This is a genomic window from Streptomyces sp. CB01201, from assembly GCF_002803085.1.
Lineage (GTDB): Bacteria > Actinomycetota > Actinomycetes > Streptomycetales > Streptomycetaceae > Streptomyces > Streptomyces hundungensis.
Genome location: NZ_NNBJ01000001.1, coordinates 961,453 through 975,586 on the forward strand (window position 1 = coordinate 961,453; position 14,134 = coordinate 975,586).

A 14,134-nucleotide genomic window follows, 5' to 3' on the forward strand; every position below is an offset into this window, starting at 1 on the left:
TACTGTCCGGTAGGGATTGTGGCATGCCGCGTCCGGTCGGGTAAGGCCGGGGCTTCAGGGCGGGCCGGTGCCGTTGGTGCCGGCACCGGTCGAAGCGTCGGGACGGCGGGGCCGCAGGGCCACGAGCAGTGGCGCCGGCCGGCCCCCGTTGGCGCCGCAGCCGTTGTTCGCGACGGGGCAGCCGCCGCAGCCCGACGTCGGGCAGCCGCCGCCGATCTCCTCACGGGTCAGGCGTCCCTTGCGGACCCAGTACTCCGCCATCGCATCGACCTCGCCCCGGCTGAGCCCCAGGGACCGGGCCACGGCGTCGAGGCCCGCCCCGGTGCGGGCCGCGCTCTCGATCCGGGCGAGCACCTCGCGCAGCAGGCTCATGCGATCAGGCTCCCCACCTGGAAGACGAGGACGGCGAGGGCCCAGGCGACCGCGAGCTGGAGGACGAAGCTCACAGCGGTCAACTTGTTGCCGATCTCGGTGCGTTGAGCGGCGATGGTGGTCATACAGGGGGTGTAGGCGAGCAGGAAGACCATGAAGGCGAGCACGGCCGGGAGGGTGTGTCCGCCGGAGGCGTGCTCGAAGGTGGCCCGCAACTGCGGTCCGAGTGCGCCTGGTTGGGCCCCACCATCCACGTCCGCGGTCTGGTACGTCTGCGCCATGGTGGAGATGACCGCCTCCTTGGCGACGAAGCCCGTGACCAGGGTCGCGGATGCGTGCCACTCGCCGAAACCGGCCCAGCTGAAGACGGGCGCGATGCAGCGGGCCAGCGCGCCGAACAGGCTCTGGGCCACGGACACGCCCCCGAAGCCGCCCTTGCCGCTGCCCGCGGGCACCGAGGAGAGCAGCCATACGGCGGTGACGGTGACCACGACGATGCCACCGGCGGTCCGCAGGAACCCCGCGAGCCTCTGCCAGGTCTGGAGCAGGACTCCCCGCAGGGTCGGCATCCGGTAGGGCGGCAGCTCCAGGATCAGCGGCTCCCGCGCGCTGTCGCGGAACAGCACACGGCGCAGGGCCAGTCCCATGACGACGACGAGCACGATGGACAGCACGTACATGAGGAACACCACGGTCCCCGCGCTGCTGCCGAAGAAGACGCCGGCCAGCAGCACGTAGACCGTCAGCCGGGCACTGCACGTGACGAACGGGATCACCATGCCGAGCAGCAGCCGATGCTGACGGTTGCTCAGAATCCGGCTCGCCGAGAGCGCGGGCACATTGCAGCCGAAGCCGACGATCAGTGGGAGGAAGGCCTGCCCCGGGAGTCCGAGCACCCGCATGAGCCGGTCGGCCACGAACGCGGCACGTGCGAAGTAGCCGGAGTCCTCCAGGAGTGCGAGCAGGACGTACATGATCGCCATCAGCGGTACGAACGACAGGAGTTGACCGACACCGCCGACCAGGCCGTCGACGACCAGGCCGGGCAGCCAGCCGCCCTGATCCGGGTCGCCCACCAGGCCGACGGCCAGCGAGGTCACCGGCCCGGAGAAGAAGCCCTGGAGACCGTCCTGGAGGGGCTTGGCCAAGGTGGTGGTCGCCTGGAATATCGCCCACATCACGCCGAGGAAGAGGGGCAGCCCCGCCCAACGGGAGGTCAGCACCCGATCGACACGGTCGGTCCAGGTGGCGCGGCTCTCCGCCGGACCGCGCACGGCGGCGGCATGCACGCGATGCGCCCACAGATAGCGCCCTTCGGCGAGCAGGAGCTCCGCGTCCTCGTGGGGAGATCCATTTTCGGCGACCAGGGTGCGGGCCCGGGCCGCCGCGGCCTCGCGCAGCGCGCCCCGGACACTCGGCGCCTCGTCCCCGCTCAGCAGGGAGACCGCCGTCCAGCGAACGGGGTGGCGTGCCGCAAGCTCCGGCTCCTCGGAGCTGATGTGATCCGCCAGGCCGCGTACGGCGTCCTCCACCACCGCGCCGAGATCCGCGGCGGGGCAGGGGCGGGGCTCGGCCAGAGCGTCCCGTACAGCGATGGCCAGGGTGTCCAGGCCCTTGCGCTCGCGCGGCAGGACCGGAACCACGGGTGCGTCGACCGCCTCGGACAACGCCTGCGGGTCGACCTCGATGCCCCTGGCCGCCGCCGTGTCCGTCATGGTGAGGGCCACGATCAGGGGGACGCCGGTGTCCTTGACCTGGGCCAGGAGATACAGATTGCGGGCCAGGTTGGCGGCGTCGAGCGTGAACACGACCAGATGAGGACGACCCTGTGCCGCCCGGTCCACGAGCAGATCGCGGGCCAGCGCCTCGTCGGGCGAACGCGGCACCAGACTGTAGGTGCCCGGCAGATCGACGAGAGCGACGGGAGCGGCGCCCTCGCCTCCGGTACGCCAGCTGCCCGACGCGACTTCGACCGTCTTGCCCGGCCAGTTCCCCACCCGCTGCCGGGCGCCGGTGAGCGCGTTGAACAGAGTCGACTTGCCCGTGTTCGGATTGCCGACCAGGGCCACCCGGGCGGCCCCCGGATCGGCCGGTATCGCCGAATTGCCGTCCCCGCAACAGGAATTGGGGGTCCTCCTGGCACTGTCAAGCACGGAGGGCCTCCACCTGCAAACCGGCGGCCGTTGCGCTGTCGAGAGCGGTACGGGCGTCTCCGTGCGCCACCAGCAGCCCGCCGGTCGCGCCACGCCCCACCACACGCAGGGTCGCGCCCGGCACAAAGCCGAGTTCGAGCAGTCGGAGCCGGCAGCGTGGATCGGTCTCCACGCGAAGCAGCGCCAACGACTGTCCGACGGGACTCTCCAGCAGGGTCATCTCCGGTGTCCTTCTCTCGTGCGGCGGTCCAGGGGCGGACTCGATGTCGAGCTTAGGGTCGCCTAAGTTGCTTTTGCGTCGCTATTGGCCTTCTTGGCGGTTACTTGACTTTATGGAGCCTTAAGTCCCTTTCGTTCGGGACCAATGCGTGCCGGTCCGGCGACGGAGGCCCCTGAACCGTGCGGCAGGATGGGCGCACGAGCGACCAGGAACAGCTCGCCGAGTGACCGCAACCACACCGTCGTACGGGGGACCAGCGCATGCATACGCGGGCAACGACACCGGTACCGCAGGCAGCGAATCGACCCGAGGGGCCACCGGTTCGGCTCGGCGCGCTCGTTCCCCTGACCCGGCCCGGCTGGGTCGAAGCGGGTCAACACCTGCTCGCGGGGATGGAGTTGGGGGTGCGGGAGGTCAATGAGGGCGGCGGGGTCGGCGGGCAGCCCGTCGAGCTGGTGGTCCGCGACACCGCGGCCGACCCTCGCAGGGCCGAGGCGGCCGTTGGTGAACTGGCGGCCATGGGTGTGGCGGCGCTGGTGGGGGAGTACCACAGCGTCGTCGCCCGCGCGGTCGCCGCCCGGGCCGACGCCCTGCGCGTGCCGTTCCTGTGCTCGTCGGCGGTTCTCGACGCGCTCACCGAAGAGCCCACGCGGTGGGTGGCGCGCCTTGCCCCGGCGCAGTCCCACGGCTGGCGGACCTACGCGGACTTCCTCCTCGCCGCCGGTCACCGGCGCATAGCCGTGGCGGCCGAGCCGACCGTCTACTGGCGGTCCGGGACCCGCATCCTGCGCGACCACCTCACCCCACGCGGCGCCACCGTCATCGACCTAGATATGCGCGAACTCGGCCCCGCGGAGCTGTGCGACGAACTCGTCGCCCAACACGCCACCGCCGTGATCCTGTTGGTCGGCCACCCGGAACCGGCCGTGCCGATCGTCAAGGCCGTACGCCAGGACCCGCGCCTCAAGGGGATCCTGATGGGTGCGCCGGCCGGGCAGCCGGAGTTCGCGGAATGGGCCGCGCTGCTCGGCGGGGACGGCGCCCAAGTTCCGTTCCTGCGTTATCTGCCCGAGCGGCTCTCCCCCCTCGCGCTCCGCGTCGAGACAGCCCTGCGCGAGACCCTGAGTGAGGCGCCCTCGTTCGTCGCCTTCGAGGGGTACGACGCGATCGCCGTCCTCGCCGACGTACTGCGCTCCCACGGAACCGACCGGGCGCACACGGCCGAAGCCTGGTCGCAGGTCGCGGTCGAGGGCACCCGCGGGACGATCCGCTTCTCCCGCATGCCGGGGATCGGCGTCTGGCAGTGGGCCTGGCCGCCCGTTCAGGTCGTGGACCGTGACCCGGCGGGGCCCGACCGCTTCCGGGTCCTCCACACCGCCTGAGCGTCCTCGCGTCCGACGGAGAGGGGTAGGCCTGCCGCGTCCCGTCGATCCACCGACCCGCGGAACTGCCTCAAGGCGAGCTGATCGCCGCCGCCAACGTCCGCTGTCGGACGACCGCGGACGAGGCGTCGGCGGGGGAGGTGAGCGGACCCAGTGTGCGGGTCAGGGCGAGGAGCCGGGTGACGGCGGCACCGGCGTTGCGGACGACGAGGGTCTTGCCCTGGCCGAGTGCGCAACGGCGCCCGTCGAGAAGGGCGTTGAGCCCGGTGCAGTCGCAGAATGGCACCCTGTCCAGATCCACGTCGACGCCGGCGGGGGAGCGGCGCAGCGCGTTGGTGATCGCGTGCTGGAGCTGGGGGGCGGTGTCGAGGTCGATCTCGCCGGCGACCACGACGGTCACCCGGCCCCCGCGCGCGTACGTCGTGATGTGGATGGGGGGCGTCGGCTCGGCCACGGCTCGCTGTGAAGGCGCCGCGCCCGCGTCCGGGTGCGATGGCCGTACTTGGCTCGACATGACAACCGCTCCCCAGGGTCTCGCCGGCTCGTCCGTCTTCGGCTCTCAGGTTCCGCTTCGCCGCTGTACCCGTCAAGGGATACACGAAACCGGCTTCATCCATGGGGAGGCGTGAAGGCCGCGCGGCGGCGCCGCGCCGTAGCCTCGTGGCAGGCGCCGCACGGCACCGCTCGGCGCCTCAGGGAAGCGTCTTCAGGCCGTCCAGGTTGAGGTCGAGGAGACGTTCGGCCCGGCGGCGGTGTTCGGGGCCCGCCGAGGTGAGGGCGATGCCTTCGAGGGCGGCGGCGACATCGGCGGCGCTGATGTCGCCGCGGATCGACCCGGCCGCCACGCACGCGTCCATCAGGGCGGAGATGGCGTCGTGGATCATGTCCCGGCTGTGGCCGTACGGGTTGCTTCCCGTGGCGGCGATGGCGCGCAGGGCGTCGATCATGCCGTACTTGGCACTCACGTAGTCCAGGAACAGGCGGGTCCAGGCGCGGAGTGCCTCGATGGGCGGCCGGGACGCGAGCAACTCGGGTACGGAGTCGCAGAGTTGGGCCACCTCGTTGCGGTAGACCGCCTCGATCAGGGCCTCCCGGGTGGGGAAGTTGCGGTAGAGGGTGGCGCTGCCCACGCCCGCGTCCTTGGCGATGCGTTCCATGTGGGCGTCCAGGCCCTCGGCGGCGAAGGCACGCATCGCCGCCGCGAGAATCCGGTCCCTGTTACGTCGGGCGTCGGCCCGCAACGGGCGCTCGGCGCTGCCGGTCATGTGTGCTCACCTTTCCCTCTGCTTGCTAAGCGGAGGCTACCCCACTTAGTCTCGAATAAGTGGTGGCGCCCCCACTTATTCCGCAGGTCAGGCGTGACCTGCGATATTCCTCTTGGGAAGGCTATTGACGTGTCAGCTGTTGAGGGCAATCCAGGTGTCGAAGGCAAGGTCGTGGCGATCACAGGCGCCAGTAGTGGCATAGGCGAGGCAACAGCGCTCCATCTCGCCGGGAAGGGGGCCCGGCTCGTGCTCGGAGCCCGTCGTGAGGGTCGGCTGAAGGACGTGGTGGACCGGATCGCGGCCCAGGGCGGCGAGGCCGTGGGGGTCGTGACGGATGTGACGAAGCGCGAGGATCTCCGACGACTGACCGATACGGCGGTCGAGCGGTTCGGCCGGCTCGACGTGCTGATCTCCAATGCCGGCACGATGGCGGTGTCCCCGCTCGACGATCTGCGCCAGGACGACTGGGACGCCATGGTGGCCACGCACATCACGGGCCTGCTGAACGGCATCGGGGCGGCGCTCCCCGTCTTCCGGCGTCAACGGTCCGGCCATTTCGTCAACGTCGCCTCCACCGCCGCCTATGTCGTGAAGTCCCCCCAGGCCGTCTACGCGGCGACCAAGACGGCGGTGAAGGTGCTGACCGAGGGGCTGCGCCAGGAATCCGGACCCGACCTGCGGGTCACGCTCGTCTCGCCGGGATTCACCCACACGGAAGGCGTGGGGAAGGGCGCGAGCCCCGAAGTGGCGGCGGCGTTCATCCGGCAACGGGACGAGATGGCCATCCCTCCCTCCGCCATCGCCACCGCGATCGGTTACGCGATCGAGCAGCCCGCCGGTATCGACGTCAGCGAGATCGTCGTCCGGCCGACGGCCCAGGCCTGAGGGTTCCACCTCACGGAAGGCCCGGGTCACGGGAGAAAGGAAAGGACAAGAGACTCGTGGATGGCCTGAAGGTGGCCTGCCCGGCCGATCGCTCCGGGCAGGCCCCTGGCGCCCCGACCTCAGGGCTCCGGCCTTTCACGCGGGGCGCCGGTATCGCTGATCCCCGGGGGATCAGCGCTTGAGCGTGAAGGTGAAGTCGCCGGAGATCCTGCCGCCCAGCCGGACCGCCGAGACGAGCTTCCCCTCCTCTACCAAGCGCGCGACCTCCGCCCGGGACAGGCCGCATCCTTCGGCTACAAGTCGCTCCGGGCGCACGGGAATGCGGGCGGCGAAACGGACCGAGACGTCGATCACCTCGCGGTCCAGGTGATCCGAGCCGCCGGTGTCGAGACGCCAGGCGCCGGCCCAGTCGAGACCGATGCGGTTGCGCCGCTGCACTCCGGGATCCTGGAGCAACTCGGCTGTGAGAGCAGGGTCGTTGGCGTGCAGCAGGTCCAGGCGCTCGGGTCGTACGGAGCGCACGTTCACCCGTTCCAGGAGCGTGAGCTTCGCGGTGTCCCCGCAGCCCGTACAGAGCACGAGGAGCCATGCGTCGATCACCTTGTGGTTGGCGTTGACGCGAAATCTTCCGCTCGCCCGGAATCGGTCGGACGCGCACGCGTGACAACGGCGGCGAACGAGTGGCAGGCAGGTGGGTGCGACCACCCAGTTGTTGAGCAGCACAGAGGTACACCGGTTTCAGTGAGAAGTCCGCAGCGAAAAGGTGCGCGGCGCACAGACGCGACGCGCGACAGGTCAGCGGTGGGGAGGTCTCACACGGTGTACAACGGGACGTCCTTGCCTGGGGGACTCGGTCGGGCAGCAAGGTAGTGGCCCATGGCGGCGTCGTTCCACTGGTTTTCGCGGAAGGCTCGGCTCGGCCGCCGGGTAGGCGTCGGTGGCCCGTGGTGCAGCGGCTGGGCCCGGGGACCGGTCGGTGCAACTCCCGCCTCAGCGAGGCCCGTTCACGCGGATTCCTGCGCGGCCAGCCGGGCGAGGTAGTCGCCGAATCCGCCGCGAGCGCGTGGGCGGAGCCGGCCCGAGGTGGTCACCGCGCAGTCGGGGGTGCGCAGGATGCGGTGGCCCGTCCGCTGGAGGGATCGCACCAGAGCGTGGTCCTCGCCCACTGCTACGGGAGGGAAGCCCCCGGCCTCGGTGTAGGCGCGGGCGGTCAGGCCCAGGTTGGCGCCGTGTACGTGGGGGTGGTGCCAGGTGTGGCCCCCCGGAGGCCGGGAGGCCTCGTACAGGTGCTGGTGGAGGACGGCCAGCCGGCGTGAGTCCAGGGCCGGGCGGTCCAGGACGACCGTGCCGACGACGGCCTCCCAGCCCTGCGCGGCACGGGACAGCTGGAAGTCGAGCCAGTGCTCGGGTACGACGCTGTCGGCGTCGGTGGAGGCGATCCACACGTCGTCGCGGCCCAGAAGCTCCAGGGCCGTGCGGGCCGCCGCAGCGCGGGCTGCCCCCGCGCTGCGGGCGTCGACGTCGACGGTCAGGGCGCCCGCCTGCCGGGCCACCTCGGAGGTGGCGTCGGTGCAGCTGTCCGCGGCGACCACGACAACGACCCGGCTCCCTGCGACCTCCGGATGCCCGGCGGCGGTCCGGACCGCGGCGAGGCATGCCGGGAGCAGACGCTCCTCGTTGTGTGCCGGGATGATGACCGCGACCGATTCCGGTCCCCGGGTGAGTCCCTGACGGGACGTCATACGAGTCCCTCGTCGGCGGCGGGGGACGCGGGAGGGGACCCGTCGGGGTGCGCGCGGCCGAAGGTCTGGAGCACGAAGTCGTCCTCGCGGTGGTCGGCCAGGAGTGCCAGACCGGGTACGGAGGCGAGGACACCGGTCAACTCGTCCCCGGTCCACAGGTGTTCTGCGACAGGATGGTTCCAGTGCACGGTGACCAGCGTTCCGCCGGGTTCGAGTGCGGACGCGGTGCGCCGCAGGATGTCGTCGAGCGTGTCCCGGTCGAAGTAGTAGAGCACCTCGGACAGCACGATGAGGTCGAAGGTCCCGGGCGGCCACTCCTGGGGCAGGGTGAGTTGACGCACCGTCACCTGAGGCAGGTGCGAGGTACGGGCGACGGCCGTCGCGACGGCCGACTCAACCCGGTCGCAGGCCAGCACCTCATCGCAGCGTTCGGCCAGGCGGAGAGTCAACTCCCCTACGGAACAAGCGGGTTCGAGGGCGCGTCGATAGCGCCGACGCGGCAGGGAAGCCACCGTGAGGTCGTACTTGCGCCTCTCGTACCACCGTTCTGCAAGGTGCCACGGGTCGGCGGACTCGCGGTACATGCCCTCGAAGTACGACGACGGGGTACTCATCGAAAGACCACCTCCTGCTCCCTCGCATGATGGGCGATCTCCTCCGGCGGAAGGATCGCGGCGTCCTCGGGGTCCGGCCCCAGAGGCCTGATCTGGCTGGCGTACCGCGCGATCGCGGCACGTTTCCGGAACTGGACGTCCCCGGGCAGGGTGATGCGCGCAGCCGAATGCCAGGGCACCTCGGGAGCCTCCGGCCGCGCCCAGTGCCACATCCAGACGGGGTAGAGCCAGCAGGGGATCGCCGTCTTCCGGGCCGCCGCGAGCGCGGCCCGGCCCGCGGCCTCGTGGTCGCCGTGCAGATCGCCCGTCCAGGGCGCCACGACCAGGTCCGCGCCGGTGACCAGCGGGAGCAGACGCGCGACAACGCGGTCCTCGTACGCCGCGACCTGAGTGTCAGGGATGCCCCAACGGGCCACCCGGGCACGGGAGATGCCCAGTTCCGCCAGCGCGGCCCGGGTCTCCTGGGCCCGTATCCGCACGAGTTCCCCGGGGGTGACGCTCCTGCTGTGGGGGTGTGATGCCTCGCCGTCCGTCAGGATCACCAGCGTCACATCGACGGCCGATCCGGCGAGCAGGGCGAGCGATCCGCCGAAGCCGAGCACCTCGTCGTCCGGGTGGGCGGCCACGACGACGACCCGGCCCGAGCGGGGCAGGGCCGCCTCGGGCAGCCGGTCCCAGCCGGACCACGCCCGCCACACACTCTCGTCGGTGCCGGGCGCCTGGATGGCGTTGTCGAAGTGCTCCGCCGCGGGGGGAGTGCTCATGGCCGCGGCTCCGGACGTGCGAGGAGCGCGCCGAGCTCGGCCAGATTGCGTTCGGCGTGATGCTGGCGGATGTACACCGACAGGTCGGCGGCATTACGTGCGTGCCGGGGATCGTGGCAGAGGGGGCCCGCACCCGTCGCCCGGCCCACATGGGTCAGCACGTGGGCGCAGACCGATTCGACGAACGCGCGCACGCGGAGGCTGCGCACGCGCGCCACGCCCGCCACGTCGTCGGGATCCTGGTCGATCTCCATGCCCGCCTTCTCCAACACGGCCCAGGCCGCATGGAGTTGAACGTCGACGCTTCCCAGGTGCGCGTCGGTGTGCGGGTCGGCACGGCGTTGGGCGGCCTCCCGCAAGGTACGGGCGACGGCCACCGCGCCGCCGTACCAGCAGGCCGCCACACCGATGCCGCCGTGCTGGAATCCCGGCCGAGCGAGGTACCCGCCGACGGGTCCCACAGGCACCGCCGGCACTTCGGTCAGGCGCACGTCGGGTGTGTCACTGCCGGCCATCCCGAGCGCCTGCCACGTGCCGGGGACGGGTCGGTACCCCACCACGCCGGTATCCACGGCGAACAGCCGCTTCCCCTCGGCGGTATCCGCGGTGACCAGGGCGTGGGTGCAGCTGTGGGCGCCCGAGCAGTACTGCTTGAGCCCGCTGATCTCCCATCCGGATCCGGTCGTCGTGGCCCTGAGTCCTTCGCCGGGCGGCTCGGCCGCCCACACGCCCCATCGTTGGCCCGGGGCCGGTGGCGGGGCGCCGAGTTCGGCGAGTATGGCGGTCGCGTCCACATGGCCCTCGACGAGACGGGCGGCGCACAGGTTCCGCTCGGCCACATCCCGCAGGGCCGCGAACCGCTGAACGGTCCGGCCGGCACCCGGCAGGGGGAATGCGGTCTTCCCCGCGCCGACCTCCTCGACCGTCAGGGCGAAGACGCGTGCGGCTTCCTGACGGGCCGAGTCGAGGCGTGGCCCATCGGCGCCGTCCTCGCCCGGCTCCGCGGGGGAGGACGGCGCGGTTGAGGGCGACAGACCACCAGGCATCGACGCGTACCTCCTGAGTAGCGGTTCATTCCCACTGTGCGGCAAACCGGCGGGCCTCGCACGAGACGGGCCGCCCGTGCCTCGGGCGCCGGGCCGGAGCGTACGGCCTTGATAGGGATCGGTCGGGCTAGGCGGCCAGATCTGTCTCGTCCTGGTCGGCGCCGACGGGCGAGGTGTCATGGGCCGTCGTGAGAAGGGTGTCCGCCACCGCGATGGCGTCCTCCACGCAGGCCGTCGAGGTCAGCACGCACAGGGTGTAGGCGACGTCCTCCAATTCCCTGGCCGCGCTCGGGCCACCGTGGCAGGAGTGGGCGATACGTGCCTCCGCGTAGCGAGCAAGGAGGATGCGCAGGGTCTTCGGGTGAGGTTCGAGCATCGCAGCAGGGCCTCTCGTCTTGGCTTGTGTCCATCGCGTGCCCCCGTGTCCCGCCCGCATGCGCACACATTTCGGTCAGAGTCGCAGAAAGCCCGTTGCGGGACGGAAGCCCGTTGCGGGACGGATGGGAAGCGGGGCTGGGGATGAGGAGAGGAACGCGGGGCACCCGCATGGAGGCGGAACGACGGAACGCAAGGCCCGTCGATCACGACCCCCAAGCACCGAAGGAGTTGTTCTCGCGTGACTGAGCAAGTGTGGAGTTACCAGCCGAACGCGGGCCACCTGGCCGGTGCGGACCTGACCGGCTACAAGGTCGAGGCCACCGACGGAAGTATCGGCAAGGTCGACAAGCACTCCGACGAGGCCGGCGACGCCTATCTGGTGGTGGACACCGGAGTGTGGATCTTCGGCAAGGAGGTGCTCCTGCCCGCGAGCACGGTCGTGCGGATCGACCAGGACGACCAGAAGGTGTTCGTTGACCGGACCAAGGACCAGATCAAGGATGCCCCGGAATTCCACCGGGACAAGCACCTCGGCGACCCGGCCTACCGGGAACAGCTGGGCACCTACTACGGGTCCGGCGCTCCCCTCGGCGGCCCCTTCGGCGGCCGTGCGATATGACGCCGGCTCGCCCCTTCGTTCGCCGCCCCCGGCTCTCCGGCCGGGGGCGGCGCGCGTAACGCTCGTCAGGCCGCGGTGTGTTCCCGCTCGGCCAGCATGCGGAGCTGCTTCTTGTCGGGCTTCCCGGCGTCCGTCAGCGGCAACGCGTCGACGAAGGTGATGTCCGCCGGTACGTACATCGCGCCGCGCTCCTCGCGCACCAGGTCGCGCAGTCGCTGTGCGTCGATGCCACTGCCGGGCACGGGAACCACGGTGGCATGCACCCGCTCCATGCGGTCGGCGTCGCGGACTCCGAAGACGGCGCTCTGCCGCACATGCGGGTGGGAGTTGAGCAGGTCCTCCAGCTCGGTGGTGTACACATGACCGCCGACCACCACGATCATGTCCTTGATCCGGTCGACGACGGTCAAGTAGCCCTCGCCGTCGAGGAATCCGATGTCACCGGTGTGCAGCCATCCGTCCCGCAGCACCTCGGCGGTCAGCTCCGGCTGCTTCCAGTACTCCTTCATGAGCATGGCGGACCGTACGCAGATCTCTCCGTGCTCACCCGTCGGGAGGTCGCGGCCGGACTCGTCGCGGATGGCCACCTCGACCTGGGGCAGCACCTTCCCCGCCGAACGCAGCCGGTCCGGACGCCGAGGGTCGTGGTCCTCCGGCATCAGGAGACTGATGCCGCCGGCCTCGTTCTGGCCGTAGAACTGGACCAGGACGGGACCGAAGCGCCGTATGGCGTCGGCTATGCGCGCGGGGGAGGACTGGCAGCCCCCGTACGAGATGCTGCGCAGCGAGGAGGTGTCGCGCTTGGCCGAGTCGGGGTGGTCCATCAGCTGGTACAGGAGCGGCGGCAGCAGGAAGAGGTGGCTGATGCGGTGGCGCTCGATGGCGTCGAGCACGGCACCGGCGTCGAAGTCCTCAAGGAGTACGACGCTGCCGCGACCTCGGAGCACGGAGTCGGTGATCATCCCGGCGGCGTGCGCGAGCGTGGTGCACACCAGGAGCCGGGGCGCCTCCTCCTCGGGATCGACGATCGAACCGCGGAAGGACTGCACCTGCTCGTGCGTGGTGCAGATGCCCTTGGGGTGGCCCGTGGTGCCGCCGGTGTGCCGGATGGTGCACACATCCTCCGGCCGGGCATCGCCCGCCAACGGCTCGGCGGACTGTTCCGCCGCCAACTCCAGGAGATCCGCGCCCACTTCCCCGGGGCCCAGCACAAGCACGACCGGCACGGGGGCGGCCCCGGAGATCTCGATGGCCCGCTCCGTGTAATGGGGATCGACGATCAGGGCACGCGTCTCGACATCGCGGACGATGGCGGCCTGGGACTCCGCCGAGAGCTTGTTGTAGAGGTGGTTGACCCGGCAGCCGAGCAGATGTGCCGCGTAGCGCACGGCGATCGTCTCCGGCAGGTTGCCGCACAGCAGGGTGACGGTCTGCCCGCGGCCTATCCCCTGGACACGCAGCGCCCGGGCCAGGCGGTACACGAGGGAGCGGAACTCACCTGCGGTGACGCGCCGTTCGTGGTGGACGAGGATCTCGCGCTCCGGGTCGTCTTGCAGTGAGTCGAGATTCTCCGCCACGTAAGTACGGAAGGTGTGGGGGGCTGTTGACATGGTGGGGTGATTCCTCCTGTGAGCCGTACGGCGGTTGGGGGCCGCACGACGGTCACGTATGCGCGATGTCGCCTTGCCATATGGTTGCTACAGGCAACCAAAGCTAGCGTAACGTCTGTAGATCAACATCTCCAACTGGGGCCGCGTGGCTGGATTTGAGGGTCGCCCGAGCTATCGCCCGTGTATCGAAAATCGCATATGCCCCGGCCGTTGAACGTGTCGTAGCAGCCGTGCCGGCGTCCGGCCACACACGGGGGAGCGGACATCGTGAGCGGCCGCCACAGAACGCGAGCGATGCCCACGACCCTGAGGACGGCCGGGCCGGCAAGCAGGACCGCTGCGTTGGCCGCTCTGCTGGTATGGGCGCCGGCGAGCCGTCGGCGTGCGGCCGGTGTCGCATCGCCGTGGCGGAAATCGCCGGCCGAGGTGAGCCTGGTGCACGGGACGGCGGACGCCGCCGAGGGCGGAGTGGTCAGCGCCGAAGAGCTGCTTGAGCGGTGCCGGGGACGCCGTCGAAGACGGCGGGGCGCGTACCTGGGCGCCCGGGGCTCAGCGTCCGGCTGAAGCTGACCCTGAGCCATGCCGGATCCCTCCTCGCGCGGCCTCCTCGGGATCGCACCCAGCCGCTACCTCCTGGCGCGAATGGTCGCTCCCGCCGCGGCCGTGGCCATGGCATGCCTGCTCGTGTTCGGGCTGCTGGGAGGCTGGATCCTCGTCGGCCGGATGCTCGCGCCGCTCACCCGGATCAGGGATGCAGCACGGTTGGCCGAAACCGGGTCCCTGTCCCCCCCGGATCCGCATGAAGGGCTGCCGGGGCGAATTCCGTGAGCCCTTCGACGCCTTGGACGCCAAGCTGTTGGCGGCGCGCAGCCCGCCGATGGAAGCGTGCGGTCCACACCGGGGCGTACGGCGACCAGAGCGTGCCGCGGGTCGAGAACACGGGGCGCGCCCACGGTCCGCCTGTCCAGCACACCGCAGATACGGTCCCGGGCGGCGCGGTGCATTGGATCTTCGGTCGATCTCGGGTCGATCAATTCACCGGGATCTCATCCACCTGTCATCGGGTGCACCCGTCACAGCCGCC

The 14,134-nt window shown here is 70.8% G+C and carries 15 protein-coding genes; 3 read left to right on the forward strand and 12 right to left on the reverse strand.

Annotation, left to right across the window (positions count from 1 at the left end):
- Nucleotides 1-54: 54 nt before the first annotated feature.
- Genes CG740_RS04290 through CG740_RS04300 form a run of 3 tightly spaced genes read right to left on the reverse strand, consistent with a single transcriptional unit; the run spans nucleotide 55 to nucleotide 2,745 of the window.
- Nucleotides 55-372, reverse strand: coding sequence for a FeoC-like transcriptional regulator (locus tag CG740_RS04290; protein ID WP_100573490.1), 318 nt, complete (start codon nucleotides 370-372; stop codon nucleotides 55-57).
- Nucleotides 369-2,525 (reverse strand): ferrous iron transport protein B, encoded by a 2,157-nt coding sequence (feoB, locus tag CG740_RS04295; protein WP_100573491.1) that lies wholly within the window; start codon nucleotides 2,523-2,525, stop codon nucleotides 369-371. Before feoB ends, CG740_RS04290 begins: the two co-directional genes overlap by 4 nt.
- Entirely contained in the window at nucleotides 2,518-2,745 is a 228-nt protein-coding gene (locus CG740_RS04300; RefSeq protein WP_100573492.1) for a FeoA family protein, read from the reverse strand. Before CG740_RS04300 ends, feoB begins: the two co-directional genes overlap by 8 nt.
- Nucleotides 2,746-3,005: 260 nt before the next feature.
- On the opposite strand from CG740_RS04300, the gene CG740_RS04305 reads away from it, so the two are divergent.
- Entirely contained in the window at nucleotides 3,006-4,127 is a 1,122-nt protein-coding gene (locus CG740_RS04305) for an ABC transporter substrate-binding protein (protein ID WP_100573493.1), read from the forward strand.
- A gap of 70 nt (nucleotides 4,128-4,197) precedes the next feature.
- Here the strand turns inward: CG740_RS04305 and CG740_RS04310 are convergent, their stop codons facing one another.
- Both CG740_RS04310 and CG740_RS04315 read right to left on the reverse strand, forming a co-directional pair.
- A complete protein-coding gene (locus CG740_RS04310; protein ID WP_100573494.1) occupies nucleotides 4,198-4,641 on the reverse strand; it encodes an STAS domain-containing protein in 444 nt (147 codons plus the stop codon).
- Nucleotides 4,642-4,819: 178 nt separating this feature from the next.
- Nucleotides 4,820-5,392, reverse strand: a complete 573-nt coding sequence (locus tag CG740_RS04315; RefSeq protein WP_100573495.1) for a TetR/AcrR family transcriptional regulator — start codon at nucleotides 5,390-5,392, stop codon at nucleotides 4,820-4,822.
- A 129-nt stretch (nucleotides 5,393-5,521) separates the two neighbouring features.
- Between CG740_RS04315 and CG740_RS04320 the strand changes: the two genes are divergently transcribed.
- Nucleotides 5,522-6,277 (forward strand): SDR family oxidoreductase, encoded by a 756-nt coding sequence (locus tag CG740_RS04320; protein ID WP_100573496.1) that lies wholly within the window; start codon nucleotides 5,522-5,524, stop codon nucleotides 6,275-6,277.
- 171 nt (nucleotides 6,278-6,448) lie between these two features.
- On the opposite strand, the gene CG740_RS04325 is transcribed toward CG740_RS04320, so the two are convergent.
- From CG740_RS04325 to CG740_RS04350, 6 genes are all read right to left on the reverse strand, one after another.
- Entirely contained in the window at nucleotides 6,449-6,997 is a 549-nt protein-coding gene (locus CG740_RS04325) for a DUF1062 domain-containing protein (protein ID WP_100573683.1), read from the reverse strand.
- 284 nt (nucleotides 6,998-7,281) lie between these two features.
- Nucleotides 7,282-8,019 carry a glycosyltransferase gene (locus tag CG740_RS04330; RefSeq protein ID WP_100573497.1) on the reverse strand — a complete coding sequence of 246 codons (738 nt, stop codon included), beginning with the start codon at nucleotides 8,017-8,019 and terminating at the stop codon, nucleotides 7,282-7,284.
- Nucleotides 8,016-8,633 carry a class I SAM-dependent DNA methyltransferase gene (locus tag CG740_RS04335; RefSeq protein ID WP_100573498.1) on the reverse strand — a complete coding sequence of 206 codons (618 nt, stop codon included), beginning with the start codon at nucleotides 8,631-8,633 and terminating at the stop codon, nucleotides 8,016-8,018. Before CG740_RS04335 ends, CG740_RS04330 begins: the two co-directional genes overlap by 4 nt.
- The gene (locus CG740_RS04340; protein WP_100573499.1) at nucleotides 8,630-9,397 is read right to left on the reverse strand and encodes a PIG-L deacetylase family protein; all 768 of its coding nucleotides are present in this window, start codon (nucleotides 9,395-9,397) and stop codon (nucleotides 8,630-8,632) included. The genes CG740_RS04335 and CG740_RS04340 overlap by 4 nt, the downstream gene beginning before the upstream one ends.
- Nucleotides 9,394-10,443 carry an acyl-CoA dehydrogenase gene (locus CG740_RS04345; protein ID WP_199846319.1) on the reverse strand — a complete coding sequence of 350 codons (1,050 nt, stop codon included), beginning with the start codon at nucleotides 10,441-10,443 and terminating at the stop codon, nucleotides 9,394-9,396. The genes CG740_RS04340 and CG740_RS04345 overlap by 4 nt, the downstream gene beginning before the upstream one ends.
- Before the next feature lie 127 nt (nucleotides 10,444-10,570).
- Nucleotides 10,571-10,819: a DUF5133 domain-containing protein gene (locus CG740_RS04350; RefSeq protein WP_100573500.1), complete on the reverse strand. Its 249-nt coding sequence runs from the start codon at nucleotides 10,817-10,819 to the stop codon at nucleotides 10,571-10,573.
- Between the two features lie 240 nt (nucleotides 10,820-11,059).
- Here CG740_RS04350 and CG740_RS04355 point away from each other — a divergent pair, with 240 nt between their 5' ends.
- On the forward strand, nucleotides 11,060-11,440 hold the full coding sequence (locus CG740_RS04355; protein ID WP_100573501.1) for a PRC-barrel domain-containing protein: 381 nt from the start codon (nucleotides 11,060-11,062) through the stop codon (nucleotides 11,438-11,440).
- A 65-nt stretch (nucleotides 11,441-11,505) separates the two neighbouring features.
- Here the strand turns inward: CG740_RS04355 and CG740_RS04360 are convergent, their stop codons facing one another.
- Entirely contained in the window at nucleotides 11,506-13,050 is a 1,545-nt protein-coding gene (locus CG740_RS04360; protein ID WP_100573502.1) for an AMP-binding protein, read from the reverse strand.
- Nucleotides 13,051-14,134: the final 1,084 nt, after the last annotated feature.